General features: G+C 70.2%; 21 protein-coding genes. 7 read left to right on the plus strand and 14 right to left on the minus strand.

The window, feature by feature from the left end:
- Window position 1: 1 nt before the first annotated feature.
- On the minus strand, window positions 2-1,153 hold the full coding sequence (locus tag CXB49_RS00420) for an HlyD family secretion protein (protein WP_199406747.1): 1,152 nt from the start codon (window positions 1,151-1,153) through the stop codon (window positions 2-4).
- Between the two features lie 35 nt (window positions 1,154-1,188).
- Window positions 1,189-2,628 carry an efflux transporter outer membrane subunit gene (locus CXB49_RS00425; RefSeq protein ID WP_101706576.1) on the minus strand — a complete coding sequence of 480 codons (1,440 nt, stop codon included), beginning with the start codon at window positions 2,626-2,628 and terminating at the stop codon, window positions 1,189-1,191.
- A gap of 113 nt (window positions 2,629-2,741) precedes the next feature.
- Between CXB49_RS00425 and CXB49_RS00430 the strand changes: the two genes are divergently transcribed.
- On the plus strand, window positions 2,742-3,341 hold the full coding sequence (locus CXB49_RS00430) for a TetR/AcrR family transcriptional regulator (RefSeq protein WP_101706577.1): 600 nt from the start codon (window positions 2,742-2,744) through the stop codon (window positions 3,339-3,341).
- A gap of 87 nt (window positions 3,342-3,428) precedes the next feature.
- On the plus strand, window positions 3,429-3,935 hold the full coding sequence (locus tag CXB49_RS00435; protein WP_101706578.1) for a DinB family protein: 507 nt from the start codon (window positions 3,429-3,431) through the stop codon (window positions 3,933-3,935).
- A 76-nt stretch (window positions 3,936-4,011) separates the two neighbouring features.
- Here CXB49_RS00435 and CXB49_RS00440 read toward each other — a convergent pair whose 3' ends face one another.
- The 9 genes from CXB49_RS00440 to CXB49_RS00480 form a co-directional block, all read right to left on the minus strand.
- Window positions 4,012-6,225, minus strand: coding sequence for a TonB-dependent receptor (locus CXB49_RS00440; protein ID WP_101706579.1), 2,214 nt, complete (start codon window positions 6,223-6,225; stop codon window positions 4,012-4,014).
- 191 nt (window positions 6,226-6,416) lie between these two features.
- Complete coding sequence (locus CXB49_RS00445) at window positions 6,417-7,304, minus strand: iron-siderophore ABC transporter substrate-binding protein (protein ID WP_101706580.1); 888 nt, start codon at window positions 7,302-7,304, stop codon at window positions 6,417-6,419.
- A complete protein-coding gene (gene fhuF, locus CXB49_RS00450; RefSeq protein ID WP_101706581.1) occupies window positions 7,267-8,028 on the minus strand; it encodes a siderophore-iron reductase FhuF in 762 nt (253 codons plus the stop codon). The genes CXB49_RS00445 and fhuF overlap by 38 nt, the downstream gene beginning before the upstream one ends.
- Entirely contained in the window at window positions 8,019-9,998 is a 1,980-nt protein-coding gene (locus CXB49_RS00455) for an iron chelate uptake ABC transporter family permease subunit (RefSeq protein ID WP_101706582.1), read from the minus strand. The genes fhuF and CXB49_RS00455 overlap by 10 nt, the downstream gene beginning before the upstream one ends.
- Window positions 9,980-10,795: an ABC transporter ATP-binding protein gene (locus tag CXB49_RS00460; protein WP_101706583.1), complete on the minus strand. Its 816-nt coding sequence runs from the start codon at window positions 10,793-10,795 to the stop codon at window positions 9,980-9,982. Before CXB49_RS00460 ends, CXB49_RS00455 begins: the two co-directional genes overlap by 19 nt.
- An 89-nt stretch (window positions 10,796-10,884) precedes the next feature.
- Window positions 10,885-12,189, minus strand: a complete 1,305-nt coding sequence (locus tag CXB49_RS00465; protein WP_101706584.1) for a lysine N(6)-hydroxylase/L-ornithine N(5)-oxygenase family protein — start codon at window positions 12,187-12,189, stop codon at window positions 10,885-10,887.
- Window positions 12,186-13,991, minus strand: a complete 1,806-nt coding sequence (locus tag CXB49_RS00470) for an IucA/IucC family siderophore biosynthesis protein (RefSeq protein WP_101706585.1) — start codon at window positions 13,989-13,991, stop codon at window positions 12,186-12,188. Before CXB49_RS00470 ends, CXB49_RS00465 begins: the two co-directional genes overlap by 4 nt.
- Before the next feature lie 10 nt (window positions 13,992-14,001).
- Window positions 14,002-15,018, minus strand: coding sequence for a GNAT family N-acetyltransferase (locus CXB49_RS00475; RefSeq protein ID WP_101706586.1), 1,017 nt, complete (start codon window positions 15,016-15,018; stop codon window positions 14,002-14,004).
- On the minus strand, window positions 15,015-16,814 hold the full coding sequence (locus CXB49_RS00480) for an IucA/IucC family siderophore biosynthesis protein (RefSeq protein ID WP_158300559.1): 1,800 nt from the start codon (window positions 16,812-16,814) through the stop codon (window positions 15,015-15,017). Before CXB49_RS00480 ends, CXB49_RS00475 begins: the two co-directional genes overlap by 4 nt.
- Before the next feature lie 128 nt (window positions 16,815-16,942).
- Between CXB49_RS00480 and CXB49_RS00485 the strand changes: the two genes are divergently transcribed.
- A complete protein-coding gene (locus tag CXB49_RS00485) occupies window positions 16,943-18,172 on the plus strand; it encodes an MFS transporter (protein WP_101706588.1) in 1,230 nt (409 codons plus the stop codon).
- A 245-nt stretch (window positions 18,173-18,417) separates the two neighbouring features.
- On the plus strand, window positions 18,418-20,352 hold the full coding sequence (locus CXB49_RS00490) for a methyl-accepting chemotaxis protein (RefSeq protein ID WP_101706589.1): 1,935 nt from the start codon (window positions 18,418-18,420) through the stop codon (window positions 20,350-20,352).
- Between the two features lie 166 nt (window positions 20,353-20,518).
- Here CXB49_RS00490 and CXB49_RS00495 read toward each other — a convergent pair whose 3' ends face one another.
- Complete coding sequence (locus CXB49_RS00495; protein ID WP_101706590.1) at window positions 20,519-21,538, minus strand: LysR family transcriptional regulator; 1,020 nt, start codon at window positions 21,536-21,538, stop codon at window positions 20,519-20,521.
- Between the two features lie 113 nt (window positions 21,539-21,651).
- Here CXB49_RS00495 and CXB49_RS00500 point away from each other — a divergent pair, with 113 nt between their 5' ends.
- Both CXB49_RS00500 and CXB49_RS00505 read left to right on the plus strand, forming a co-directional pair.
- On the plus strand, window positions 21,652-23,073 hold the full coding sequence (locus tag CXB49_RS00500; protein ID WP_101706591.1) for an MFS transporter: 1,422 nt from the start codon (window positions 21,652-21,654) through the stop codon (window positions 23,071-23,073).
- Window positions 23,070-23,474, plus strand: a complete 405-nt coding sequence (locus CXB49_RS00505; protein ID WP_199406748.1) for a nuclear transport factor 2 family protein — start codon at window positions 23,070-23,072, stop codon at window positions 23,472-23,474. The genes CXB49_RS00500 and CXB49_RS00505 overlap by 4 nt, the downstream gene beginning before the upstream one ends.
- 18 nt (window positions 23,475-23,492) lie before the next feature.
- On the opposite strand, the gene CXB49_RS00510 is transcribed toward CXB49_RS00505, so the two are convergent.
- Entirely contained in the window at window positions 23,493-24,131 is a 639-nt protein-coding gene (locus tag CXB49_RS00510) for an NAD(P)-dependent oxidoreductase (protein ID WP_101706592.1), read from the minus strand.
- A gap of 134 nt (window positions 24,132-24,265) precedes the next feature.
- On the opposite strand from CXB49_RS00510, the gene CXB49_RS00515 reads away from it, so the two are divergent.
- Window positions 24,266-25,174 carry a LysR family transcriptional regulator gene (locus CXB49_RS00515; RefSeq protein ID WP_101706593.1) on the plus strand — a complete coding sequence of 303 codons (909 nt, stop codon included), beginning with the start codon at window positions 24,266-24,268 and terminating at the stop codon, window positions 25,172-25,174.
- Here CXB49_RS00515 and CXB49_RS00520 read toward each other — a convergent pair.
- Entirely contained in the window at window positions 25,144-26,094 is a 951-nt protein-coding gene (locus CXB49_RS00520; protein ID WP_101706594.1) for a LysR family transcriptional regulator, read from the minus strand. The two genes, CXB49_RS00515 and CXB49_RS00520, sit on opposite strands and share 31 nt — an antisense overlap.
- Window positions 26,095-26,156: the final 62 nt, after the last annotated feature.

Raw genomic sequence — 26,156 nt, forward strand, 5'->3', positions numbered from 1 at the left:
CTCACTCGCTGACGTCTATCGTGGCTTCCATCGACAGGCCCACCTGCAACGGATGGGCCTTCAATTCGGCCGGGTCCAGCGCGACGCGCACCGGCAGCCGCTGCACCACCTTGATCCAGTTGCCGGTGGCGTTCTGCGCCGGAATCATCGCGAAGGCGGCGCCGGAGCCGCCGGACAGGCCGGCGACCTTGCCGTGGTAGACCACCTTGCCGCCGTACAGGTCGGCGGTCAGTTCCACCGGCTGGCCGACGCGGACCTTGTTCAGTTGCACTTCCTTGAAGTTGGCGTCGACGTGGGCGTTCTGCAGCGGCACCACCGACATCAGCGGCGTGCCGGACTGCACGCGCTGGCCGACCTGGGCCTGGCGCTTGGCCACCACGCCGTCGATCTGGGCGCGGATCACCGTGCGGGAGAGGTCCAGCCTGGCCTGGTCGCGCTTGGCGCGCGCCAGCGCCACTTCCGGATTGTCGGCCACCGTGGTGTCGGCGGTCAGCGTCTGGTTGGCCTTCAGGCTGCCGACGGCGGCGCGGTAGTTGGCCTCGCTCTGGCGGCTGGCGGCCTCGGCGGCCTTCAGGCTGGCCTGCGCGGTGGCGTAGGCGTTCTGCGCGTTGCTCAATTCCTCGCCGGACACCGAGCCGCTTTTCGCCAGCGCCTGGCGGCGCTGCAGGTCGAGCTTGGCGCGTTCGAGGTCGGCGCGGGCCGACGCCAGCTGGGCCGTCGAGCGGGCCTCGTCGGCGCTGCGCGCCTGGGCCTGGGCCGACAGGCCCTCGTCGTTGGCGAAGTAACCCTTCACCCGGCGCTCGGCGCGGGCGAGGTCGGCTTCGGCCTGGGCCAGCGCGAGGCGGGCGTCGCTGTCGTTCAGCACCACCAGCACGTCGCCGGCCTTGACCGGCTGGGTGTCGACGACCTGCACCGCCTTGACGGTGCCGGCCACCTCGGGCGTGACCTGGGCGATTTCGGCGGCGACATAGGCATTGTCGGTACTGACATGGCGGGAGCCGACCAGTGTCCAGTAGCCGCCGTAGGCGACGGCCGCCGTGGCGACGACGCCGAACAGCAGGGTGAACAGTTTCTTGCGTTGCAGCGGACGGCCCGCTGCGGCGGGGGCTGCGGGGGCGGCGGAGGCCGGCAGCGCTTGTGCGTTTTCGCTCATGGTGGGGATTCCTTGATGTGGGTTTGCCGGCGGCCTCAGCGGGCGGCTTCGGCTTGTCGGTAGCCGCCGCCCAGCGCCTTGATCAGCGCGACGTCCAGCGAGAAGCGGCGGGTTTGCAGATCGGCCAGGGCGCGGCGGCTGGCGATCACGCCGTCCTCGGCCGTCAGCACGTCCAGATAGTTGGCCAGCCCGCCCTGATAGCGGTCCCGGCTGACGCGGTAGGCTTCGCCGGCGGCGTCGAGCGCCGCCTGGCGCTGTTCCAGCTGCGGCGTCAGCGCGGCCTGGCTGGTGACGGCGTCGGCCACTTCGCGCAAGGCCTGGCCCAGCGTGGCGTCGTAGCTGGCGACGGCGGCGTCGTAGTCGCCGCGCGCCGAGCGGTACTGGCCTCGCAGCTGGCCGCCGCGGAAGATGGGCAGATTGATCGCCGGACCGACGCCGGCTATGCCGGAACCGGCCTTGTCGAACAGGCCCAGCCCCAGCGACTGGGCGCCGACGAAGGCGGTGAGGCTGACGTTGGGGTAGAACTGGGCCTCGGCGACGCCGATGCGGCGGGCCGCGGCCTCGGCGCGTAGCCGCGCGGCCGCCAGATCCGGTCGGCGGCCCAACAGCTCGGCCGCCAGCGTCGCCGGTAGCTTTTGTTCGCGAAACAGGTCGGCGGCCGGGCGGGCGATGGCCAGGCCGCGGTCCGGTCCGGCGCCGATCAGCGCCGCCAGGCTGTGGCGTTGCAGCGCGATGCTCTCGTCGGCGGCGGCCAGGTCGGCGCGGGCGGCGGCCTCGCGCGATTCGGCCTGGCGCACGCTGCCCAGCGTCTCCATGCCCTGGCTCTGGCGTTCGCGCATCAGCGTCGCGGTATGGACGCGCACGTCCAGCGCCTGGGCGGCGGCGTCGCGTTCGGCGAAGCCCTTCGCCAGCTCGGCGTAGCCGGCGGCCAGCGAGGCGGTCAACAGCAGCCTGGCCTGGGCCGCATCGGCGCGGGCGGCGGTCAATTCCGAGGTCGCGGCGGCGACCGACGCGCGGTTCTTGCCCCAGAAGTCCAGCTCGTAGCTGAAGTCCAGCGTGGCGCGGGCGCTGTTGGCGAAGCCGGACGGCACCGGCATGCCGTTGTTGTAGCTCTGCTTGTTGCGGCTCAGAGAGGCGTTCAGGTCCAAGCCGGGCAGCCGCGCGGCGCCGGCCTGTTCGGCCAGACCCTCGGCGCGTTCGACGCGGGCGCGGGCGGCGGCGAGGTCGGGCGCCTGGCTCAGCGCCTCGTCCATCAGCCGGTTCAGCTGCGGGTCCCGGTACTTCAGCCACCACTGGTCGTCGGTCCATTGATCGCCGGCAACGGGCAGGCTCTGCGTATTCTGGTATTGTTGCAGCGGTTTGATCTGCGGCGCCGGGCCCATGTCGGGCAGCGCGGCGCAGCCGCCCAGCAGCGCCAGCGACGCTGCCAGGCCGGCGGCAGGCAGCGGCCGCCAGCGGAAATATACGGTTCTCATCGTCTCTGTCCCATTGCGATTTGATTTAACTGTACGGTACGGTATAGTTATATGGCGAGGTGAGATTATCTGTCAAGAAAATTTGAACCGTACAGTTCAGTTTATGGATAAACATGCGTACAAAAAGCGAAAACAAGCGCCAGGCCCTGGTGGTGGCGGCGACCGAGGTCTTCGTCGAGCGCGGCTACGAGGCCGCGTCGATGTCGGAGATTTCGGCCCGGGCCGGCGGCTCCAAGGCCACGCTGTACAACTACTTTTCGTCGAAGGAGGCCTTGTTCCTCGACGTGATGGGCGAACTGACGGCCGAGCTGTCCTCTTCCTACGTCAAATTGCAGCCGGGCGGCGATCTGGCGGCGACGCTGCGCGATTTCGGCCTGGCCTTCGTCGACAATCTGTTCAGCCCGCAGCTGCGCGCGCTGCACGCCATCGTGATGGGCGGCGGCAGCCGCAGCGAGGTGGGCAAGCTGTTCTACGAGAACGGCCCGAAGACCGGATGGACCCGCTTGTCGGCCTTCATGGCCGTCGAGATCGGCGCCGGCCGGCTGCGTGAAGCCGACCCGTGGACGGCAGCGATGCATTTTCACGGCCTCTTGATGTCGGAATGCCAGGCGGCGATGATGACCGGCCTGATCGACGAGTACGCGCCGAAGGCCGAGCGTCCGGGCCGGGTGGCGGAAGCGGTCAGGGTGTTCCTGGCGGCCTACGGGCGCTGAAACCGATATGTCGACGGTATGGTGGCGGCGGCGCGGCGGTGCGATAATCGGCCGCGTGTCCAAAACGACCGGCAGGGGAGTCCGACGATGAGCACCGAACTGTTCGCCTCGCTGTTCCGCTACAAGGCCTGGGCCGACGAGGAACTGCACGCGATGGTGGCGGCGCTGGACCCGGCGGCGCACGCCGAGCAGCGGCACGCCGCGATCCGCATCCTCAACCACATCCATGTGGTCGACCGCATCTTCGCCGGCAATCTGCGGCGGCTGCCGCACGGCTACGCCGCCACCAACACGCCGGAAACGCCGGAGGCGGCCGCGCTGCTGGCCGCGGTGCGCGAGACCGACGACTGGTACGTCGGCTACGCGGCCAGCCTGTCCGCGGCCGAGCTGGCCGAGATTGTCGATTTCACCTTCACCGACGGCGACCGCGGTCGGATGAGCCGCGCCGAGATGCTGATGCAGGTGATCACCCACGGCGGCTACCACCGCGGCGCCGCCGGCCGCGTGCTGTTCCAGTGCGGCGTCCAGCCGCCGCGCGACCTGTACACCCGCTTCCTGCACGACAGCGAGCCGGCGCGCCGCCGGCCCGGCTGAGGCGAAAAAATCCCCGCCGGCGGACGCGGGCGGGGACGATAGACGGCGGCGCCGGTCTTGCCGGCGCGTCGCGCGATCAGTAGCTGACGCTGTAGCTCAGGCCGTAAGTGCGGCCGCGGCCCTGGTAGTAGACCGTCTGCGGCGTGACGATGCTGCCGTAGTAGATGGCGGCGCGCTGGCTCCACAGCGTCTGGTAGGTCTTGTTGAACAGGTTCTGCACGCCGAAGCTCAGCGTGCCGACCGGCAGCTTGTAGCTGCCCAAGAGGTCGGCGGTGGCGTAGCCGTTCAGCTTGTTGCCGCTGGCGTCGTCCAGATCGAAGATCTTCTGGCCCTGCAGCCGCAGCGTGGCGTTGCCCTGGTTCCAGTCGACGAACAGACCGGTCTTGGACGGGCTGGCGCTGGTGACCGTCTGCTTGCCCCAGCCGCCGTTCGCGTTCTGTTGCTCGGACTTGATCGCCAGCAGATTGCCGCCCAGGCGCCAGTGCTCGCTGAAGTTGTACGCCACTTGGCCCTCGAGGCCGTAGGTGCGGACTTTCTGCGACAGCTCCTGGATCAGCAGCGTGGTCTTGTCGTAGCTGAGCGCCTTGTCCGACCAGGCGTAGAACGGCGCGGCCTGGATTTCCCAGTTGTTGCGGTTGAAGCGCCAGCCCAGCTCGATCTGGCGGGTCTTGATGCCGTCCAGCGCCGAGTTGGCGACGCTGACGCCCTGGATCAGCTGGCCGCCGGCGGTGTAATTGCCCTGGCCGTAGTATTTGGCGCCGTCCGGCAGGTCGAAGCCTTCCGAGTAATTGGCCCACAGCTGGCTGCCCGGCATCAGCTTGTACACCACGCCGATATTCGGCAGCGTGACGTCGTAGCTCTTGTTGCCGCCCGGCACCGCGGCAGCCGACTTCAGCACGCCGGTGGCGAGATAGACCTGTTGGTTGAAGGCGACGAAGTCGTCGACCGAGGTCTTCATCTGCTGCTGGCGCAGGCCGGCGTTCAGGCTCAGCTTGTCGGTCAGGTTCCACTTGCCCTGGGCGAAGGCGGACAGGCCGGTGGTTTCCACATTCGGGTAGCGGCCGATCTGGGCGATCTGCCTCAGCTGCATGCCGCCGCTTTGCAGCGCGGTGTTCAGATCGAACAGCATCTGGTTGGCGTCGAAGTTCTCGCGGCTGGCTTCCAGGCCGTAGCTGAGGCTGAAGGTCTTGTTCCAGTCCTTGGTCAGCACCGCCTTAAGACTCTGCTGGCTGGTGTTTTGCTGCGAGGCGCCGAAATAGACCACGGTCGGCTTGGTCGAGGTATTGCCGGGGAAGGGGAAGAAATCCACCTTCTCCTGGCGCGCCGAGCCTTGCAGGTAGAAGTCCTGGCCGCCCAGCACGTCGGGGCTGAAATAGCTGAACTGCGCCATCCAGCGCTTGGTCTGCGGCGTGCGGTCGCTGTCGAAGCCGTCCCGCATCTGCAGCTGGCTGGGGTCGGACTTGTTCTTGTTCAGCGACGGCAGCGCGCCGATCAGGTTCTTGCCCATGTACAGGCCGCGATCGCCGTCGTAGCCGGAGTCGTAGTACTGCGCCATCAGGCTGAGCTTCTGCCGGCCGGGCAGCTTGACGTCCAGATTGCCCATCAGGTCCAGCGAGCGGTTGTACTGCAGGTCGGTCTGGGTGATGTCGGTGAAGATCTGCTTGCCGTCGCCGCCGTAGGCGCCGCCGTTCTGCTGGTAGGCGAGCCCCAGACGGCCGGCCACGATGTCGTTGCCGCCGCTGACCGACTGGGCGATGCGCAGGTCGTGGTCGTCGCTGGCCTGGAAGCCGCTGCGGGCGCCGATCTCGGTGGTGAAGCGCGCCGGGCCGCTCTCGCCGTGCTTGGTGATGATGTTGATGATGCCGCCGCTGGCGCCGCCGCCGTACAGCGCGCTGGCGCCGGACAGCACTTCGATGCGCTCGATGTTGAACGGATCGATGGCGTCGAACTGGCGGCTGAGGCTGCGCGAGGCGTTCAGCGACACGCCGTCTATCATCACCAGCATGCTGCGGCCGCGCAGGTTCTGGTCATTGTTGCTGCGGCCTTCGGAGCCGATGTCCAGGCCGGGCACCAGCTTGCCCAGCGCCTCCTTCAGCGGCACGCCGGCCTTGGCCTGCTGCTGGATCTCCTCGGCGCCGACCACCCAGGCGGTGCCGGGCAGTTCGCTGATCCTGGTCGGTTGCGCGCTGGGCGCGGTGACGATGACGCGGTCCAGGGTGGCCGGGTCCTCGGCTTGGGCGTAGGCGGCCAGCATGGCCAGCGGCAGGGCTGCGAGTGCGTATTTTTTCATGTCGTTTTGCGGTGATATATGAGCCGGAATCCCACCGCGCGGTGGGAAAGCGGGCTCATCTTAATTAACGAATGAGAATTAATACCATTCTTATTTGAACAAATGGCAAGGGATTGGCGCAAATACAACTAAACGCTAATCACTATCATCAAATGGCTTGAAATGCCGTCAGGTTTATGGCCGCCGCGGCGCTACAGTTTCAGCAGCGCCTGGCTCAGCCGCCCGGCCAGCCGCGCGGCCGATTCCGGGCCGCCGAAGGTCCAGCTGTCAGGCGGCAGCCGCGCGGCGCGGCGCTCGGCCAGCGCCGGCACCCGCGACCACAGCGCGCCCTGCGTGAAGTCGGCGCGCGGATCGGCGATGACGGCGAGGTCGGCCCGCTCGTTCAGCAGCGTCTCGACGCCGACGGCGACGATGCCCTGGGTGGCGTCGTCCTGCGGCCAGGCGTTTCGCATGCCCAGCGCGCCGACGATGCCGCCGGGCAGGCTGTTGGCGGCGAAGGCCCAGCAGGTCGGCGAGCCGGCCAGGCCCTGCAGCACGCCGAGCCGGCGGCCGGCGCGGGCGGCCAGCGCCCGGCGCGCGCCGGCAAGCTCGCCGTCCAGCCTGGCCAGCGCCCGGTCCGCCTCGGCCTGGCGGCCGCACCAGCCGGCGAGTTGCAGGAAGTCGACGCGCATATTGGCGAGGCCGTCGCCGCGGTGCTGGCTGGCCATCAGCCGCGTCGGCGCGATGCGCTGCAATAGCGGTAGCAACGGCGCGTGGCGGAAATCGACGCCGACGATCAGGTCCGGCCGCAGCGCGACGATGGCTTCCAGCGACGGCTGCTGGCGGCTGCCGACCGACGCGGCGGACGCCAGCCGCTCGCCGCCGATGCCGACCCAGCGCCGGTAGCCCTTCAGGTCGGCGGCGCCGATGGGCGCCAGGCCCAGCGTCAGCAGCATCTCGATCAGATTGTATTCCAGCGCCACCACCCGCAGCGGGCGGGAGGCGGCCAGCGCCGGCGCGGCCAGCGCCAGCGCGGCGAGGCCGGCGAGGCAGCGGCGGCGCTCAGGATTCGGCGGCGCGCCAGCGGCGGAGCAGGGCATGCAGTTCTTCCTCGGATTTATTGGGCAGCAGCGGGCAGGTGGCGCAGCACACCTCGCCCGGCAGTTCGTAGCGCAGGCAGCACAGCCGGCGCAGCCGTACCGGCGACGGCACCGGCGGCAGGAACGATTCGACGTAGCGCACCGGCTGCCACAGCAGATTGTGGCCGCCGTCGTCGCGGCGGCGTGGCTGGAACAGCCAGTCGGCGTGGATGGCGGCGGCTTCCAGGCCGTCGTCGCGCCAGTGCTGCAGCAGGTGCTCGATCAGATTGCCGGCGCTGTTCCACAGCACGCGGCGGCTGAGCTTGCCGTAGTCGGCCAGCCGCTCCAGCAGCGGCGGCAGATGATCGACCAGCAGCGGCCGGTAGCGTTCGGCGAGGTCGGCGTCCGCCAGCGGCAGTCCCAGATGGTCCACCTCCAGCGCCGCCGGCAGGCCGTCGTCGCCGAGGCGCAGGCCGACGCGGGCCGGGGACAGCGGCATCACCAGGCCGGCGACGGCGCCGGCCACCGCCATCGGCAGCAGCAGGCGCAGATAGTGCTTGGCCCATTGCGATACCTGGGCGCGGCGCGGCGCGCCCGGATGGCTGCGCTCCAGCGCCGCCAGCGCTTCCGGCAGCCGCGAGCCGTCGATCAAGGCGGACAGCGGCAGCGCGTCGGCGTGGCGTTCGACGCGCCAGGCTTCCCGGTACGGCGCCAGCTCGCCGGACAGCAGCGCGTTCAGTTCCATGGCGAGCGGCGGCGCTGGCGCGCCAGCAGGATCAGCAGGTACGGCGCGCCTATCGCGGCGGTGGCCAGGCCCAGCGGGACGTCCAGCGGCGCCAGCAGGCTGCGGCCGAGCACGTCGGCGGCGCCGGCCAGCAGCGCGCCGGCCAGCATCGCGGTGGCCAGGCGCCAGCGCGGCGCCTTGCCGGTCAGCAGGCCGGCCAGATGCGGCGCGGCCAGGCCGACGAAGCCGACCGGCCCGACCGCCGCGACGGCGGCGGCGGCGGCCAGCGCGCTCAGCGCCAGCGCGGCCAGTCGCAGCCTGGCCACCGGCACGCCCAGCGCCCGCGCCTGTTCGTCGCCCAGCGCCAGAAAGCCCAGCGCGCGCGCCAGCCACAGGCCGGGCAAGGCCAGCGCCAGCCAGGGCAGCAGCGCCCGCGCGCTGTCCATGCCCTTGCCGTAGCTGCTGCCGGCCAGCCAGACCACCGCCTGGGCCGCCTGCACCTTGGCCGATACCACCAGCATCGTCGACAGCGCCGCCAGCAGCGCCGACAGCGCGATGCCGGTCAGCGCCAGCCGCAGCGGCTGGTAATCGTGGCGGCGGTTCAGCAGCAGCGCCACGGCCAGCACCAGCAGGGCGCCCAGCAGCGCCGCCAGCCATTGCGCCGGCAGCGGCGCGGCCGGCCAGGCCAGCAGCAGCGCCAGCGCGGACAGGCCGGCGCCCTGGGAGACGCCCATCAGCTCCGGGCCGGCCAGCGGATTGTTGACCACCTGTTGCAGCAGCTGGCCGGACAGCGCCAGCAGGGCGCCGGCGGCCAGCGCCAGCAGCAGCCGGGGCAGGCGCAGCTCGACCAGCAGCTCGCCGGGGCCGGGGCGGCCGGCCAGCCAGTCGGCCAGCGCGCCGGCCGGCAGCGGGCGGGCGCCGTGGTGCAGGCCGAACCACAACAGCAGCGGCACGGCCAGCGCCAGCAGCAGCAAGGGCCAGCGGCGGACCGGGGACTGCAGCGCGGCGCCGTCTGTCTGCGGCGGCAGCAGCCGGTCCTGGCGCTGGATCAGCCACAGCAGCAGCGGCGTGCCGATCAGCGCGGCGGCCACGCCCAGCGGCAGGCCGCCGCCGCTGCCGGCCTCTTGCACCAGCGCGTCGGCCAGCGCCAGCAGCAGCGCGCCGGCGGCGGCGGCGGCCGGTACCAGGCGGCGCGGATGCCAGGCGCCGCACAGCCGCGCCGCGTTCGGGGCGATCAGGCCGATAAAGGCGATAGGGCCGGCCAGCGACACCGCCGCCGCCGACAGCAGCGTGGCGATGGGCAATACGCGGCGGCGCAGCCGGTCCGGCGGCAGGCCCAGGCTGGCGGCGGCCTCGTCGCCCAGGCCCAGCACCGCCAGCGGCTGGCGCAGCCACCAGGCGCCGGCCGCGGCCAGCAGCAGCCACGGCAGCGCCTGGCGCACGCCGCCCCAGCCGTTCTGGAACAGGCTGCCGGCGTTCCACAGCGCGGCGCCGGCGATGTGTTGCTCGTTCAGGATCAGCAGCAGCGAGCACAGCGCCGCCAGCAGCATGCCGGTGGCGGTGCCGGCCAGCACCAGGCGCAGTGGCGACGCGCGCCAGCCGCCGGCGACGGCGAAGGTCAGCAGCGCGGCCAGCAGGCCGCCGGCGAAGATGGCGGGCACGCCGATGAATTTGAGGCCGGCCGGCAACAGCAGGCTGAGCAGCAGGCCCAGCTGGGCGCCGGCGGTGACGCCGAGCACGCTGGGCGCGGCCAGCGGATTGCGGGTGGACAGCTGCAGCAGCGCGCCGGCGAGACCGAGGGCGGAACCGGCCAGCAGCGTGGCGACCAGCCGCGGCAGTTTCAGCTGCCACAGCACCGCGTCGGCGGTGGCCGCGTCGGCGTAGCCGGCCGGATACAGGCGCAGCAGCAGCCAGCCGAGCAGCAGCGCCGCGGCCAGCGGAACCAGCCGTCGCGGCAGCGGCATCGCCGCGCTCAGGCCGACGGCTGCCATGCGGCCTCCGTCCGGTAACGGGGCAGGCAGACCGGCGGGTGGCTGTCGGGCAGCCGCCACATGTCGACGTCGAACACTTCCTTCAACAGCTCGGGCCGCATGATCTCGTCCGGTGTGCCGCGCGCGCGCAGACGGCCGGCCTTCATCAGCAGCAGCTCGTCGCTGAAGGCGGCGGCCTGGTTCAGGTCGTGCAGCACCCAGACCACGGTCAGGCCGTGCTCGCGGTTCAGGCCGCGGACGGTGGACAGCATTTCCAGCTGGTGGTGGACGTCGAGATAGGTGGTCGGCTCGTCCAGCAGCAGCACCTCGCCGCCCTGGGCCAGCGCCATCGCCAGCCAGGCGCGCTGGCGCTGGCCGCCGGACAGCGTCGAGAGCTCGCGGCCGGCCAGTTCGGCCAGTCCGGTCAGCGCCAGTGCGCGTTCTATCGCCTGCCTGTCGTCGGCGTTCAGCCTGTGGTTGAAGCCGCCGTGGGCGAAGCGGCCGCAGGCGACCAGTTCGGCGACGCTGAGGCCCGGCGGCTGCGTGTGGCTTTGTGCCAGCAGCGCCAGCCGCTTGGCGCGGGCGCGCGCCGGCATCGCCGCCAGCGGCTCGCCGGCCAGCCGCACTTCGCCGGCGCTGGGCGCGATCAGCCCGGCCAGGCTGCGCAGCAGCGTGCTCTTGCCGCAGCCGTTGGGGCCGCACAGCGCGTAGACGCCGCCGGGCGCGAAGCTGAGCGACAGCGAATCGAGTATGGGAGTGCCGGACAGCGAGACGCTGAGCGCGTCGGCCTGCAGCAGCGGGGTGTGGGGTGCGTTCATTGAAAACTGCGGGCCACCGCTTTGCGATGGCCCGGCCGGGAATGACATGTCGCCATTCTAATGAAAACGATAATAATTATCTATGCGTTTCAGGCGGCTACGATGGTTGAGGCCGGCGCGGCCTGCGGCGCGGTCCAGTTCAGCGGGGTGGCGGCGTCGCTGTCGTTGTAATGGCGGCGTCCCAGCAGGCTGTTGACGATGACGGCGCTGCGCCAGGCGGCCAGCGACAGCTGCGGGTCGGCGATGCCGTGGCTGAGGCGGCCGGCGTTCTGGAAGAACAGTCGCTGATCGGCCGGGCCGTCCCATTCGGCCGAGAAGTCCTCGCGCAGCGCCAGCCGGCCGTGGCGGTCGCGCCGCAGCCGCTCGGACAGCGGCGCCAGGCAGGACGGCAGCACGCTGCGGTAGCCGGTGGCGAAGATGACCAGGTCGGCGTCCATCTGCTCGTCCTGGCCGTCGAAGCCGTTGTGCATGGTCAGCCGCAGCGTCTTGCCGTCGCGGCGCATCGCGCAGACTTCGCGGAACGGCAGCAGTGACGGCCGGCTGTTGTCCGGCGACAGGAAGTCGGCGACGTAGATCGCCTGGGTCAGCTGGCGCAGCGTGTCCGGCGAGATGCCGTCGCTGGCCAGCTTCTGCCGTTCGACGATGGCGGCCTTGCGCTCCTGCGGCAGCTGGTGGAAGGCGCCTACGTATTCCGGCGTGAAGAATTCGTTGGTGAACGGGCTCTCGTCCAGCGGCTCCAGCGTCGGACGGCGGCTGAGCAGCGTGATCGACGCCGCCTCGCCGCGGTTGCCGGCCATCAGGTCCAGCACGATCTCGGCGCCGCTCTGGCCGCCGCCGACGACGACGACCCGCTTGCCCTTGGCGCTGAACGGCGTGGTCATGTACTGGCTGGCGTGCAGCGCCTGCTCGCCGAGGTGGGGCGCGCCCCAGTCCGGCACGTGCGGCACGTTGCCGGTGGCGACGACCAGCTGCTCGGCCTCCACCGTCTGGTCGGCGAACTGCAGCACGAAGCACTCGCCATTGTGGCGCACTTCGCGGATTTCGCTGCCGAAGCGCAGATTGGGCAGCTGCTCGGCGACCCAGCGCAGGTAGTCGGCGAACTCGCGGCGCTCGATGCGCGGGAATTCGGCGTTGATGAAGCGGTAGAAGCGGCCCTGCGCCACCAGGTAGGCGAGGAAGGAGTAGCGGCTGGTCGGATCGGCCGAGGTCACCAGGTCCTTCAGGAAGGAGGTCTGCAGCCGGGTGCCGGCCAGCATCATGCCGGGGTGCCAGTTGAAGGCCGGGCGGCGTTCGAAGAAGGCGGTTTTCAGCTCGGACAGCGGGGCCAGCAGCGCGGCGACGCTGAGGTTGAACGGACCGACGCCGATGCCGGCGACGTCAAGACGGGTATTCATGCGATTTCCTTTCGCGGGGCCGGCGCGGCGTGAGCGGCGAGCGGATTGATCAGGGCGGGGCCCATCGCGTGGATGGGGCGTTCGGCGCTGTCGCCGTAGCCGGCGACAAAACGGGCGCGGTTCAGCGACAACCGCGGCATTTCCGGCGTGAACGGATCGAAGCGGGCGTAGCGGTCCGCCAGCTCGGGGTGGGCGGCCTGGTAGCCGCGCAGCCGTTCGGCCAGCAGGCGCCAGAACGCGGTCTCGTCGAACAGGCCGGCGTCTTCCAGCAGGCCGGCCATGAAGCGGAACACGCTGCCGAACAGCGCGGTCCACAGATTGTGGATCAGGTAGTGCGGCGGCATCGTCGGCAGCGCGGCGCGGACCGCGGCCGGCATGCTCTCCAGCTCCGGCAGCGGCAGGTCGGCCAGGAACAGGTCGCCCTGGAAGTCCTTCAGCGCGACGCCGACCGGCCGCGCGTCCCGCAGGATCAGCGTCAGGTTCTGGCCGTGGGCGATGAAGCCGAGGCCGTAGCGGCATTGCAGGTGGTAGAGCGGCAGCACGCAGCGGTCGAACAGCTGGATCAGCCAGTCGCGCGGCGCCAGGCCGGAGCGACGGATCAGCTCGGCCGCCAGCGGCCGACCCTGCTCGTCGCATTGCTGCAGCATCGCGAACATCGGCGCGCGCTCGCCGTCGGCCAGCAGCGCGGCCGGGCTGTCGCGCCACACGGCGCCCAGCATTTCGTTCAGATGGTAGGGCGCGCCGGCGAGGCCGGCGTAGAACGGATGCGGCACATGGCCGCCGGCCGGCTCCTCCAGCACCAACACCCGGCTGTCCGCCAGCGCCGGATCGGCGGCGACGGCGGCGCTGAGCCAGCGCGACAGCGCCGGGCCTATCGCCAGGTATTTGCCGGGCAGGCCGCGGTAGCTGGAGGTGTTCAGCACGGTCAGCGGCAGCTTCAGATGGGCGGCGGCCGGCCTGTCGTGGTTGGACAGCGTGCGCAGCGACGGCTGCGGCGTGTAGCGGTCGCCAAACTCGCCCAGGTGGATCAGGCGGCCGTCGGCCAGCAGGCCGGCGTACTGGGCGGCGATGTGCTGATGCCATTGCCACGGGTGCACCGGCAGCAGCCAGTGGCTGGCGGCGTCGGCGCCGAAGTCGGCCAGCCGGGCCAGCAGCCGGGCGCGCTCGGCCTCGTCGCAGCTCTCGGCCAGCAGCGCCGCCTCGTCCAGGCCGTCGGCCAGATGCAGCGGCGCGACGCCGCGCGAGACCGCCAGCCAGTGCAGGCGGAACGGGCGGGCGCTTTCGGTGCCGTAGTCGTGGTGTTCTGTCATGCCCCAGCCGACGCGGCCCTTGTTCGGCACCGCTTTCGGATGGCCGTCGAGCAGGCTGTTCAGCTTGTCGTCGGGCAGCGCCAGCAGCGCGGCGGCGTCAAGGCCGGCGCGCGCGCGCAGCAATTGCAGATCGGCCAGCAGCGTCTGCTGCATCTCGCTGGCGTATTGCGCCAGCGTCAGGGCCGGCGCCGGCAGCGACGGGGCCAGCTCGGCGAAGGCCTGCATCGCGTCCCAGGCCGGTTCGCGCCGTCCGTCGGCCTCGCGGTGCAGCGTGTCGGCCGCTATCAGCGGCTGTCCCCACAGATTGAGCCGGCCGCGCCAGTCGTAGCGGGCGTCGCCCAGGCTCAGCGAGAAGGCGCCGGGCGCGGTTTCGACCGGTGAGATCAGGCCCTCGTAGGCGAATTCGGACAGCAGCTTGGCCAGCAGCCGGCGGTTGGCCAGCCGCCACAGCGCCGGATCGGCCTGGGCGGTCAACGGTGCGTGTTCGCTCATCGCGTCGTCCTCACAGTCCGAACTGGTCGAAGAAGACGTCGCGCTCCATCACCACCAGCGCGGCGCGCTTGTGCGGGAAGTCGAATTCCTTGCGCTTGACGAAGCCGTGGTTCTGCAGGTGCTCGATGAAGCGGACGTTGTCGACGCGCGGCTCGCCGACGATGCGGCGGCAGCGCGGCTCGTCGACGAACAGGTAGTGGACGATGCCGCGTATCCACAGCGGGAAGCGGCCGGGACCGCGGTAGCGGGTTTCGCCGACCAGCACGTGGCAGCCGCGGTCGTAGTCGTCGGCGTCGTAGAACGGCGAGATGCGGTCCTCCTTGGCCCAATAGGCCTCGAAGTAGCCGAAGGGCACGTCGTCGAAGCAGCCTATCAGCGGATGGCTGTGCGGATCGGCCAGCAGCTTGCGCAGATAGTCGGCGTGCGCCTCCTTGTCGCCGGCCATTTCCCAGAAATGGTCGACGCGCTGCTGGTTCATCCAGTCGTGGAACACGTCGAGGTCGGCCTCGGGGTCGACGGTGCGGAAGGACAGCGTCTCGCCGATTTCCGGCAGATAGCGGCGGTAGACCTCGCCGCGCGGCTTCGGCGGACGCAGCGGATGCTGGTGGTGGTTGCTGACGGTCAGGCTGGCCGGGAACAGGCCGGAGGCCGGCGCGCTGAGGAAGTTACCCGGCAGCTGCCAGAAGGCGGCGCGCGTGGCGACGGCGTCGCCGGCCGCGTCCAGCGTCTGGAACAGGCCCAGGCGGTGGGCGTCGGCGGCCAGCCGCGGCGCGGCGGCCAGCGCCAGCGACACGCGGCGGACGTCGCCGTCGCTGCGGAAGGCCTCGGCCAGCAGCGCGTACAGCGCGGCCGCCGGCAGCAGCGGCGAGATCTCGCCCTGCGGCGCCAGCGACAGCCGGTCCTGGTCGCGGATGGCGGCGAAGCGGGCGGCCGGCACGCCGTCCAGCAGCAGGGTCAGGCTGTCGGTTTCAGCCAGGCAGACGGCCTGGCGGCCGTCGGACAGGGTATGCGGGGGCAGAGTGTTCATGGCGCGCAGTGGTATATCGGGTTGCTGACGGGAACGTAGGAGCGGAAGGAGCCGTCCGGTTCGGTGGTTTCGTTGACGTTGCGCAGGCAGATCATGAAATTGCCCTTGGATTCGATTTCCGGCGCGTCCAGCAGGTAGTCGACGAAGGCCGGCTCGGCCAGGCCCTCGTCCTTCAGCGCGACGAGGAAGCCGCGCATCCGCGCCGCCAGCCGCATCTCGTCGGCGGCGCCGGCCGCGCCCAGCGCGCTGATCACGTTGAACACATTGTTGACGATCAGGTAGTAGCCGCACAGGCGGTTGATCTCGGCCTGGCTGAACTGCAGCTCGCGCGCGGCCTCGATGCCGGGCACGTGCGGCTCCAGCTGGCGTATCGTGGCCTCGCTGAAGGTGGTGCCCTGGCAGTCGCGGAAATGCACGCGCGACGGGTAGCCGTCGGCCAGCTCCAGCACCATGTTCTGCTGGTGGGCGCTGAACAGGAAGCCGAAGTCGGACATCGCGATCAGGAACGGCCGCAGCGCCACTTCCAGGAAGGCGGCGAACCAGCGCTCGGCGGCGTCGGCGACCGGGCGGCCCTCGCGCTCGGCCAGCGCGGCGACCAGCTTGCCCAGCATGCCCGGCGTCCCGTCCGGGCCGTCCTGGCACAGCGTGGCCATCACATAGGCGGTGTCGCGCTCGGCGAACGGATTGTCGCGCAGCAGCACGAAGCTCTCGGCTAGCGGGCCGCCGCCCGGCAGCGCGATGGCGAAGGCGGCGCGCTCGTGCATGATGGACAGCGTCGGGCAGCGTTCGCTGAGCCGGCGGCCCAGCGGGCTGACGAAGGCGCCGTGCACCAGCGCGCCGCGCGCCACCTCGGCCGGTTGCAAGACGCGGCGCGAGTTGGTCAGCCGCACGCTCAAGGAGTGCTTCAGCATATAGCGCTGGCCCGGCGCGTACAGCGTGCGCAGCGACGAGGTCGGGTGCCAGTCGGCGCCCAGCGCGCCCAGCTCCTTCAGCTTGCCGGCCTTGAGCCAGTGCTCGTAGGCCGGGTGGCTGCGCAGCGTGCGCATCTGCCACGGGTGCACCGGCAGCGGCAGCCAGCCTTCGGGCAGGCCGATGGCGGCCAGCGCGGCGTCGTCGGCGACCAGGCCGGCCAGCCGTTCGGCCGGCGCCTGGCCGTCGCAATCGACGCTCCACATCGCTTCCGGCGCCAGCGCCAGCCATTCCAGCGCGAAACGCGAGGCGAACTCGGGGCTGTAGGCGCGCACGTCGTCGGCGGAGAATTCGTCGCGGCTCTTCGGCGTCGGATGGACGGCGTGGCCGTAGACCAGGCCCTGCTCGGCGTCCAGATAGCCGGCGGCCGGCCAGGCCAGCCGCTTCAACTCGTCCAGCCGCGCCGCCTCGGCGTCGGCCAGGTTCAAGGCGCTGTCGGCCACCCGCTTGACGAACAGCCAGCCGCGGCGGTTGGCGTCGCGCGGGCCGACGATGGCCGGCTCGCCGGCGATCAGCGTCGCCAGTTCCAGCAGGCCGCAGCGGCGCCACGGGCCGCCTTCCGGCGACAGCCACAAGGGCAGCGCGAACAGGTGGCGGCCGGCGGCCGACCAGTGCGCCAGCGGCAGCCACAGCGACAGGCCGTGGCCGGGCAGCGGCAGCAGCACGCCGCCGTCGGCATGCGAGTCGGCGGCGTCTATGGTGGAGGGAGCCTGTTGCTGGCGGCTCCACTGCGGCCATTCGCGCAGCAGGGCGTTCAGGAAAGCATTGGCCGAGGCGAGTTCGCCGGGGGTGCGCCCGGATTCCGGCGCGGCGTGGGACAGCGGCATGGTGGCTGGCGTCCTGGGGGTGGGTTTGAGAATGATTATCATATTAGCAATAAACAAGAATCATTTGCAATATTACATTTGCAAGACGATAATAAAAGGTTTGCCCACCATTAATTCTTCCGCCGCCCATGACCGTTTCCGTCCCCGCCTCCAGGCTTCCGTCCATCGTGCCCGCGCTGGCGCTCAGCTGCGTGGTGATGGGCCTGGGCCAGGCCGCGCTGTTCACCTTCCAACCCTTGCTGGTGGCGGCCAGCGGCCTGGGCCTGGCCAGGATCAACAGCGCCTTCGCGATAGGCAGCGCGCTGTTCCTGATCGGCGCGCCGCTGTGGGCGCTGCTTGGCGACCGCATCGGCCGCCGTCCGGTGTTGCTGGTGGCCTTGTCGGGCTTCGCGCTCAGCCATCTGGCGCTGCTGGCGCTGACGCTGGCGGCGCGGCGCGGCGGCCTGTCCGCCGACGCGGTCTGGGGCTGGCTGCTGGCCAGCCGGGTCCTGTACGGCCTGACGGTGTCCGGCCTGGTGTCGTCCAGCCAAGCCTGGGTCGGCGCGACGCTGAGCGGCGACGCGCGGCTGGCCGGGCTGTCGCGGCTGTCGGCCGGTCTCAGCGCCGGCCGGCTGCTGGGGCCGGTGCTGGCGTCGGCGACGCTGGCGCTCGATCCGCTGGGCCCGCTGTGGCTGGTGGCGCTGGCGGCCTGGCCGGCCTTGCTGGCCGCCGCCAGGCTGCGCGAGCCGGCTCATCAGGCCGGCGCCCGGACGGCGCCGCTGCCGCGCGGCGAGCTGTTCCGCCTGCTGTGGCGCTTCTGGCCGCTGGCCTTCGCCAGCCAGTGCGCGCTGGGCCTGGTGCAATACGTCGCCGGCATGTGGCTGGCGGCCCGCTTCGGCTGGAGCCCGACCCACGCCGCCGCGGCGCTGGGAGGCATGCTGACCGCCGCCGGCGTGTCGGCGCTGCTGGTGCAGCTGTGGCTGTTGCCGCGCTACCGGCTGCCGCCGCGCGCGCTGCCGGCGGCAGGCCTGCTGCTGGCGCTGTCCATCGCGCTGATGCCGCTGTGGCACCATCCGGCGGCGCCGTGGCTGGCCTTCGTCGGCCTGTCGCTGGCGCTGGCGGTGATGGTGCCGGCCTACAGCAACCAGGCGGCGCGCGCGGTGCCGCCGGCGCAGCAGGGGCGGGTCAGCGGCTCGATCGCCGCGGCGCACACCGTCGGCTACACCGTCAGCGCGGCGCTGGCCGGCTGGCTGTTCGAGCGCGGCGCCGACTGGCCGCTGTGGCTGGCGGTGGGCTGCGCGCTGGCGTCGGCGGCGATGCTGGCCGGGCTGGCGCGGCCGCGTCCGGACGGTCGGTGTGGCGTCGATTCGTCAGCGTGAAGATGTTTGGATAAAAATATTCATCTTTCCTCTGCACATGCTTGTTACAATTGCGCCCGGTATTCCAGTGGTATGGCTTGAAGGTTGACGTCTTCGTCGCTGACAGGCCTTATTCATGCGCCTTGTTTTCAATTGAAAAACAAGGCCTTGTCAGTCGGTCGGCGCGATTCTGAGCGGCGCCGGCCCTTGTCTCGCCCGGACGCCGTCCGGACGTGTTCCGTCCTTTTATCGGGAAACCAGCAAGCATGTTCAAGAACTGGTCAGTCAAACAGAAAATCCTGGTCAGCGTCGCGCTGATCCTGCTCGTCGCGCTGGCCATCGCCGGCGCGGTGTCCACCAGCATGTTCAAGGCGGCGCTGACCGACCGGCTGGAGCGGCACGAACTGAAGGCGACGGTGGAGGGCATACGCAATGAGCTGGACGCCTCCATCGCGCTGCCCTTGAGTCAGACCCGCCAGCTGGCCGCCAACACCTATCTGCTGGACTGGACCGCCGCCGGCGAGCCGGAGTCCGGCGTCGGCCCCTGGCAGCGTTACGCCAAGGCGCTGATGCAGACCTCGGGCGCGTCCATCATATCGTGGACCTCCGAGGCCACGCTGAACATCTACATCGACCACGGCACGGTCAAGGCCGATCCGAACGGCAACGACAAGTGGCTGAAGGACTTCCTCGACGCCGGCCGCGACAGCCAGTTCACGCTGGGCTCCGAGACCGGCAAGCAGCAGGTGATGATGTTCGTCAACGTGCTGGCCAACAAGGGCATGACCGGCCACCGCGCGGTGGCGGCGCTGGGCTTCGACGTCACGGCCATGGCCGAGCGCGTCCGCAAGATGGCGGTCGGCGAGCGCGGCCAGGTCTATGTGGTGGACGCCACCGGCCAGGTGCGCCTGCACCGGGATCCGGCGGTGATGCAGAAGAAGACCGCGTTGGCCGATCTGCCCGGCCTCGCGGCGATCGCGCCACAGCTGTTGAGCAAGTCCGGTTTCAATCTGGCGCATTTCGACGGCCCGAACGGTCCGACTATCGCCGCCTCCAGCTATATGCCGAACGCCGACTGGTTCGTCGTCGTCGAAATGGACGAGAACGAGGTCTACGGCGCGGTGACCCGCACGATTTGGTGGGTGCTGGCGGTGGACGCGGTGGTGCTGCTGCTGTCGCTGCTGGTGATCTGGTGGGTGTCGGGCTTCATCAGCCGGCCGCTGGTCCAGCTGCGCAACGCGATGCAGGCCTTGAGTTCCGGCCACGGCGACCTGACGATACGGCTGCCGGCCGACAGCCGCGACGAGACCGGCCAGGTGGCGGCGGCCTTCAACCAGTTCATGGAGCAGCTGCGCGGCATGTTCCAGCAGGTGCGGACCCAGAGCGGCCAGCTGCACCACAGCGCCGGCGAGCTGGCGCGGATGACCGAGCGGCTGGCGGCGGGCTCGCGCCACAACGCCGATCTGAGCGAAACCACCGCGGCGACGATCGAGCAGTTGTCGGTCAGCGTCAGCCACATCGCCGGCAACTGCCACGGCACGGCCGAGGCGGTGGAGCAGGCCGGCGCGCTGTCCGAGCAGAGCGCCGACGCGGTCGGCAAGGTCAGCGTCGAGATCGGCTCGGTCGCCGAATCGATGGACCAGGTCAAGGCGGTGATGGAGGAGCTGGAGCGCCGTTCGGCCCAGGTCGGCAGCATCGCCGGCGTGATCAAGGACATCGCCGACCAGACCAATCTGTTGGCCTTGAACGCGGCGATCGAGGCGGCGCGCGCCGGCGAGCAGGGCCGCGGCTTCGCCGTCGTCGCAGACGAGGTGCGGAAGCTGGCCGAGCGCACCAGCCAGGCGACGGTGGAGATCGACGACATGGTCGGCGGCATGCAGCAGGGCTCCGGCCAGGCGCGCGAGCGCGTCGGCGAGACCTATGGCGCGGTGCAGGGCGGCGTCAAGCTGGCCGACGAGGCGCAGCGGCAGATCGCCGAGATCCGCAGCAGCATGCAGGTGGTGGTGCGCCAGGCGGCCGAAATCCGCGACGCCGCCAGCGAGCAGTCCAAGGCCACCGAGGACATGGCGCGCACCGCCGAGCAGATGTCGTCGCAGGCCCTGCAGTCCGACGCCGAGATCACCCGCGCCGGCGAAGTGGTGGCCGACCTCGAGCAGCTGTCGCGCTCGCTGGAGCAGGTGGTGGCCCGCTTCAAGCTGTAAGAGCCTGTTTACGATCTTTTTCCGAGCAGCGCAGGCCAGCCAGCAGGCCAGATGCAAGGCGGAGGGCGTAGGCCTTGGTGATTCCAAGGCCTAGCCCGACAACGCGGCAGATGGCCTGCTGGCTGGCCTGCCCTTCGGGACGGTTTTCTGCCGGCGCATGGCTTTGTCAAACGTCCCTTGCAGTGAGCGACACTGCCGCGGGCCGTTTTTCGTGCCCTGCATCCGGCAGAATACCGTCGATGCCGCAAAAAGATTGTAAACAGGCTCTAAGCCTCAAGGGGGGGGATGCCTCCCCCCGCGCCGCCAGGTAGTCGGCGAAAAAGTCTATGAAGGCCCGGACCTTTTCCGGCAGGTGGCGGGTGTCCGGGTAGACCGCGTACACCCCTTGCCGCGGAAATGCCCAATCCGGCAGCAGGCGTTCCAACGCGCCGGCCGCCACATCGTCATTGACCTGCCAGTCCGGCAGCAGCGCCACGCCGCAGCCCTGGCGCGCGAAGTCCAGCAAGGCGCCCGAGGTGTCGGCGACGATGCGCGGCGCGTCGCTGGCGTCCAGCATCGCCTCGCCATTTTTTCCCGCCAGCTTCCAGCGCAGCGGCGCCGCCAGCCGGCTGTGCGCCAGCCAGTCGGCGCGGGAGAGGTCGTCCACGCTTTCCACCTGCTTTCCGGGCGGCGCCAGATAGCTGGGCGACGCCACCGGCCAGATGTCGAATTCCTCCAGCAGCCGCGCGCGGTAGCTGGAGTCGCTCAGCGAGCCTAGCCGGATCGCCACGTCCACTTGTTGAGAAATCAGGTCGGCATGCCGTGACGACGACTCCAGCCGGACCGCCAGCCGCGGATGCAGCCGGGAGAAGGCCGCCAACGCCGGAATCACCCGGCGGCGGCCGTATTCCGGCGTGGTGCTCACGCTCAGCGTGCCCTGCAGGCCGCCGTGGCCGCGGCGCGCGTCGTCCATCGCCGATTGCGCCATGCGCAGCACGTGGAGGCAGTCCTGGTAGAAGCGTCGGCCGGTTTCGGTCAGCTGCAGCCGGCGGGTGCTGCGGGTCAGCAGCGCCACGCCCAGCTCGGCCTCCAGCTGTTTCAGGTTGAAGCTGACCACCGCCTTGCTGTGGCCCAGCGCGGCGGCAGCGGCGGTCAGCGAGCCGCATTCCACCACGGCGGCGAAGATGCGGAAGCGTTGCAGACTCATCTTCTTCTCGACTTATTGTCAAAATAATTTTGACAGTTTAATCGATTGCTGGTGGTTTTTCCGGTGATCGGGCGAGACTAAGCTGGCCTCCGTCAAGCAAGGAGGTTGGATGCATGGAGTATCGCAAACGCGTGGCCGCGGTGTACCTGTTGGGGTTTTTCATCGATCTGGCCAATCTTTTCGTCGGCAATGTCGCCTTTCCCGACATCGCCCGCGCCTTTCATCGCGATGTGGCGGAGCTGGCCTGGGTGGGCACCGCCTACATTCTGGGGCTGACCGCGGTGATCCCGCTGGGCAACTGGCTGGCGGCGCGCTGGGGCGGCAAGCGGGTGTTCGTCGCCTCGCTGCTGCTGTTCATGGCGGGCTCGGCCGGCGCGGCGCAGGCCGGCTCGCTCGGCGCGCTGATCGCCTGGCGCGCGCTGCAAGGCCTGGGCGGCGGCTTGTTGATTCCGTTGGGCCAGACCATGACCTATCGCTTGTACCGGCCGGCGGAGCGGCCCGGCCTGACGGCGATGATTTTGCTGGTGGGCCAGCTGGCGCCGGCCCTGTCGCCGACGCTAGGCGGGCTGGCGCTGGACGCGTTGGGCTGGCGCTGGATTTTCTGGCTTAACTTGCCGCTGGCCGCCGTGCCGCTGGTTCTGGCGCTGCGCTGGCTGCGGGACGAGCGCGAGCCGGAGCCGGCCGCCGGCCTGGATTGGCTTGGCCTGCTGTTGGGCAGCCTGACATTGTTGCTGGTTTTGCAAGGGCTGGGCGATCTGGCGCAGCCGTCGACCTGGGGGCGCGGCGGCGCGTTGCTGGCGGCGGGCCTGGCGCTGGGCGCGGCTTATGCGCGGCACAGCCGCCGGCATCCGCGGCCCATTCTGCGGCTGGCGTTGCTGCGCGATCCGCTGCTGCGGATGTCGATGCTGATGTATCTGCTGGTGCCGGGCGCTTTCATGGGCGTCAGCCTGGTGGCGATGCTGTATCTGCAGCAGGTGCTGGGCGTGCCGGCTTCCATCGCCGGCTTGTTGATGCTGCCGTGGTCGCTGGGCTCGTTCGCCGCGATCGCGCTGACCGGGCGCGGCTACCGCCGGCTGGGGCCCAGGCCGCTGCTGATGGCCGGCGCGCTGGCGCAGGGGATTGGCTTTCTGAGCTTGCTGGCGATAGACCGGTCCGGGCAGCTGCCCTGGCTGGCCGGCAGCTACGTGTTGATGGGCCTGGGCGGCACCTTGTGCAGCAGCGCCAGCCAGAGCACGGCTTTCCTGAGAGTGGAGCCGGCGCGGATGGGCGAGGCCAGCGCCTTGTGGAACATCAACCGCCAGGTCAGCTTCTGCGTCGGCATGGCGTTGGCCTGCGTGCTGCTGAACCTGCTGCTTGCCGGGCAAGGCATCGCCGATCCGGCGGCGCCCGCGGCGCGGGAATTGTCGGTACGGGCCTTCCATCTGTGTTTTCTGGCCGCCGCCTTGGCCATGTTGCCGCCCTTGTGGCTGGGCAGCCGGATAGGCAATGCGGAGGTATTGCGTTTATTGAATCGTCCTCGAATGGGAGAAGCATGATGAAGAATGATGAATTGGCGGTATCGGCGCAGGTTCGCGACACTTTGGCGCAGATCGCGCGCTGGCTGGGCGACGGGCCGCATGGAGAGGAGGCGCTGGCAGCGCTGATGGCGGGTTTCGACGCCGACTTCGCCATGGTGGCGCCAAGCGGCGCGAGGCTGGGTTGGCAGGGACTGCGGGCATTTTTCCAGGACGCGGCAGGCAGCCGGCCGGGGCTGGAAATCGCGCTGGAGCGGATGACGCTGCTGATGGGAGATGGGGACGCCGCGACGGTGGCCTACTACGAAACGCAGACCTTGGGCGACGGCAGCGGCAACGGCCGCCACGCGACGGCCGTGCTGCGCCGGGACGGCGCCAACTGGCGTTGGCGCCATCTGCAGGAAACCGGCGACGGCTGGTGACGCCGCCGGGATGGCCTATCAGTAGCCGACGGTGAAGCGGCTGCGTTGATGCTCGCCCTTGACCAGCTCGTCCAGCATCGCCACCGCGTAGTCCTGGACCGAGATGTGGCTGTTGCCTTCGGCGTCGACCAGCAGTTGGTCCTTGCCCAGGCGGAACTGGCCGGTGCGCTGGCCCGGCTGCAGCATCGCCGACGGGCTCAGCAGCGTCCAGTTCAGCTCGGTCTCGGCGCGCAGCAGGTTCAGCGCTTCGCGGGCGCCCAGCGCCGAGGCCTTCCATTGCTCCGGAAACTCCGGCGTGTCCACCAGCTGCACGCCGGGGGCCACTTCCAGGCTGCCGGCGCCGCCGACGACCAAGAGGCGCGGCGCTTGCGCGGCCTTGGCCGCGGCGATGATGGCGCGCACGCCGGCGACGAAGTAGTCGAACTGCTCGGCCTGGGCGTGGCCGCTGAAGGCGCTGATCACGGCGTCGAAGCCTTTCAGCTGCTCGGCCAGCTGGGCGCTGTCCTGCACGTCGACCTTGGCGGCGGACAGATTGTCGCGGGCCTCGATGCGTTCCGGGCGGGACACCAGGGCGGTGACGTGGTGGCCGCGGGACAGCGCTTCGTTCAACAGCGCGGAACCGACATAGCCGCTGGCGCCTATCAGTGCGATTTTCATGGTGGGACTCCTTGGTTTGATATTCGGTTGAAGCACTGTGTCGCAGCGCTGATGGACGTCATCATGCGCTTTTCGATTGATCCGATAAACGGCTGAAACCATAATTGATTGTTATTGAAAAATTGACAGTTGATATGGCGAGAGGCGTAGAGGGCAATCTGGAGGGGCTGCAGATCTTCGTGGCGGTGGCCGAGGCCGGCGGCTTCACCGCCGCCGCCGAGCGGCTGGGCATGACCAAGGCCAATGTCAGCCTGCAGGTGGGCAGGCTGGAGACGCAGCTGGGCGCGACGCTGTTCACCCGGACGACGCGGCGGGTGAAGCTGACCGAGGCGGGGCAGGCCCTGTACCTGGATGCGCAGCCGGCGCTGGCGGCCCTGCGCGACGCGCTGTTGCAGGCCGGTCACGGCGCGGCGGCGCTGTCCGGCACGCTGCGGCTGACCGCGCCGGTCAGCCACATGGCGGAATCGGTCGCGCCGGCGGCCACGCAGTTCATCCGCCAGCATCCGGGCCTGCAACTGGAGCTGCATGCCAGCGACCGCATGGTGGACCTGGTGGCCGACGGCATGGATCTGGCGATCCGCCTGGGCATGCTGCGCGACTCCTCGCTGCGCGCGCTGAAGCTGGGCGAGTTCGCCCAGCAGCTGGTGGCGTCTCCGGCCTATCTGCGCGAGCGCGGCATGCCCGGGCATCCCGCCGAGCTGTCCGGGCACGACTGGGTGGCGCTGACGCTGCTGAAGACGCCGCTGACCTGGCGCTTTTCCGGCCGGGACGGCGCGGAGGAGACGGTGAGGACGCGCGCGCGGATCAAGGTGGACTCCGCCGCCTCGCTGCGTTCGCTGCTGCTGGCCGGCGCCGGCGTGTCGGTGCTGGACTCGTTCAGCGTGCAGGAGGACCTGCGCCAGGGCCGGCTGGTTCACCTGCTGCCGCAATGGACGCTGGCCAAGGGCGGCGTCTACGCGGTGTTTCCGCCCGGCCGCCACGCGCCGGCGGCGGCGCGCGCCTTCGTCGAGTTCTACCGGGTGATGCTGGCGCGGCCGGCCTGATCGGCCCGGTTTTCCGGCAGCGCGGCGGCGACGCGCGGCAGCACGAAGTCGATGAAGGTCTGGTATTTGCAGCTCAGCGGGGTGCGGAACGGATGCACCAGATAGATGGGCCAGTAGTCGCAGTGCCAGTCGGGCAGCACCCGCGCCAGTTCGCCGCGCTCCAGATGCCTTTGCACCGTGTAGTCGGCCAGCAGCGTGATGCCGTGGCCGGACAGCGCCAGCTCGGCGCGCAGCGGGTAGTGGTCGAGGTAGAGCTGGGCCTGGATGGGCTGGCGCAGCAGCAGCTCCCCTCGCATCAGCCTCAGGCCCTGGTCCTGATCGGCCTCCATCACCAGCAGGCGGTGGGTCTCGAGATCGGCCGGCTGCCGTATCGGCGGGTGGCGCGCCAGGTAGGCCGGCGACGCGTACAGGTTCTCGCTGGCGTAGCCGGCCAGCCGGGCCGCCAGGCTTTCGTCGCCGACCTTGTGCGAGCGCGCCGAGCGCAGGCAGAAATCCAGCACGTCGGCCACCGGGTCCTGCACGCGGTTGTTCACCTGCAGCGACAGCCTCAATGCCGGATGGACGCTGGCCATCTCGCTCAATATCGGCCCCAGCACGTATTGGGCCAGCGACGACGTGGTGCTGACCGTCAGCGGGCCGGCCAGGTCGCTCTGCGTCTGGTCCACCGCCATCCTGGCCTGCGCCATCGTCTCGCGCAGCCGCGCCGCATGCGGCCGAAGCCGCTCGCCGGCCTCGGTCAGCGCCACCCTGCGCGTGCTGCGCAGCACCAGCGTCGCGCCCAGCTCGCGTTCCAGTTGCTTGACCCGCGCGCTGACCAGACTCTTGTGGCAGTCCAGCAGGTCGGCGGCGGCGGTGAAGCTGCCGGCGCGGGCCAGCGCGTCGAAGGCCAGCAGATTGTCTGGCGACGGCATTGTTTTCATATCAGGACAATCTTTCCGAAATAGCGCGTTTATCCGATACAGTCTACCGATTATCCTGACTC

Origin of the sequence: Chromobacterium sp. ATCC 53434, from assembly GCF_002848345.1 — a bacterium.
In the GTDB taxonomy this organism is placed as follows: Bacteria; Pseudomonadota; Gammaproteobacteria; order Burkholderiales; family Chromobacteriaceae; genus Chromobacterium.

Excerpts from the sequence above, each read along its gene's own strand:
- CXB49_RS00500 (WP_101706591.1), top strand. The coding sequence starts at position 21,652 with ATGGAGTATCGCAAACGCGTGGCCGCGGTGTACCTGTTGGGGTTTTTC.
- CXB49_RS00470 (WP_101706585.1), bottom strand. The coding sequence starts at position 13,991 with ATGAGCGAACACGCACCGTTGACCGCCCAGGCCGATCCGGCGCTGTGG.
- CXB49_RS00515 (WP_101706593.1), top strand. The coding sequence starts at position 24,266 with ATGGCGAGAGGCGTAGAGGGCAATCTGGAGGGGCTGCAGATCTTCGTG.
- CXB49_RS00440 (WP_101706579.1), bottom strand. The coding sequence starts at position 6,225 with ATGAAAAAATACGCACTCGCAGCCCTGCCGCTGGCCATGCTGGCCGCC.
- CXB49_RS00520 (WP_101706594.1), bottom strand. The coding sequence starts at position 26,094 with ATGAAAACAATGCCGTCGCCAGACAATCTGCTGGCCTTCGACGCGCTG.
- CXB49_RS00445 (WP_101706580.1), bottom strand. The coding sequence starts at position 7,304 with ATGCCCTGCTCCGCCGCTGGCGCGCCGCCGAATCCTGAGCGCCGCCGC.
- CXB49_RS00435 (WP_101706578.1), top strand. The coding sequence starts at position 3,429 with ATGAGCACCGAACTGTTCGCCTCGCTGTTCCGCTACAAGGCCTGGGCC.
- fhuF (WP_101706581.1), bottom strand. The coding sequence starts at position 8,028 with ATGGAACTGAACGCGCTGCTGTCCGGCGAGCTGGCGCCGTACCGGGAA.
- CXB49_RS00485 (WP_101706588.1), top strand. The coding sequence starts at position 16,943 with ATGACCGTTTCCGTCCCCGCCTCCAGGCTTCCGTCCATCGTGCCCGCG.
- CXB49_RS00475 (WP_101706586.1), bottom strand. The coding sequence starts at position 15,018 with ATGAACACTCTGCCCCCGCATACCCTGTCCGACGGCCGCCAGGCCGTC.
- CXB49_RS00510 (WP_101706592.1), bottom strand. The coding sequence starts at position 24,131 with ATGAAAATCGCACTGATAGGCGCCAGCGGCTATGTCGGTTCCGCGCTG.
- CXB49_RS00490 (WP_101706589.1), top strand. The coding sequence starts at position 18,418 with ATGTTCAAGAACTGGTCAGTCAAACAGAAAATCCTGGTCAGCGTCGCG.
- CXB49_RS00420 (WP_199406747.1), bottom strand. The coding sequence starts at position 1,153 with ATGAGCGAAAACGCACAAGCGCTGCCGGCCTCCGCCGCCCCCGCAGCC.
- CXB49_RS00425 (WP_101706576.1), bottom strand. The coding sequence starts at position 2,628 with ATGAGAACCGTATATTTCCGCTGGCGGCCGCTGCCTGCCGCCGGCCTG.
- CXB49_RS00505 (WP_199406748.1), top strand. The coding sequence starts at position 23,070 with ATGATGAAGAATGATGAATTGGCGGTATCGGCGCAGGTTCGCGACACT.
- CXB49_RS00465 (WP_101706584.1), bottom strand. The coding sequence starts at position 12,189 with ATGAATACCCGTCTTGACGTCGCCGGCATCGGCGTCGGTCCGTTCAAC.
- CXB49_RS00455 (WP_101706582.1), bottom strand. The coding sequence starts at position 9,998 with ATGGCAGCCGTCGGCCTGAGCGCGGCGATGCCGCTGCCGCGACGGCTG.
- CXB49_RS00480 (WP_158300559.1), bottom strand. The coding sequence starts at position 16,814 with ATGCCGCTGTCCCACGCCGCGCCGGAATCCGGGCGCACCCCCGGCGAA.
- CXB49_RS00495 (WP_101706590.1), bottom strand. The coding sequence starts at position 21,538 with ATGAGTCTGCAACGCTTCCGCATCTTCGCCGCCGTGGTGGAATGCGGC.
- CXB49_RS00460 (WP_101706583.1), bottom strand. The coding sequence starts at position 10,795 with ATGAACGCACCCCACACCCCGCTGCTGCAGGCCGACGCGCTCAGCGTC.
- CXB49_RS00430 (WP_101706577.1), top strand. The coding sequence starts at position 2,742 with ATGCGTACAAAAAGCGAAAACAAGCGCCAGGCCCTGGTGGTGGCGGCG.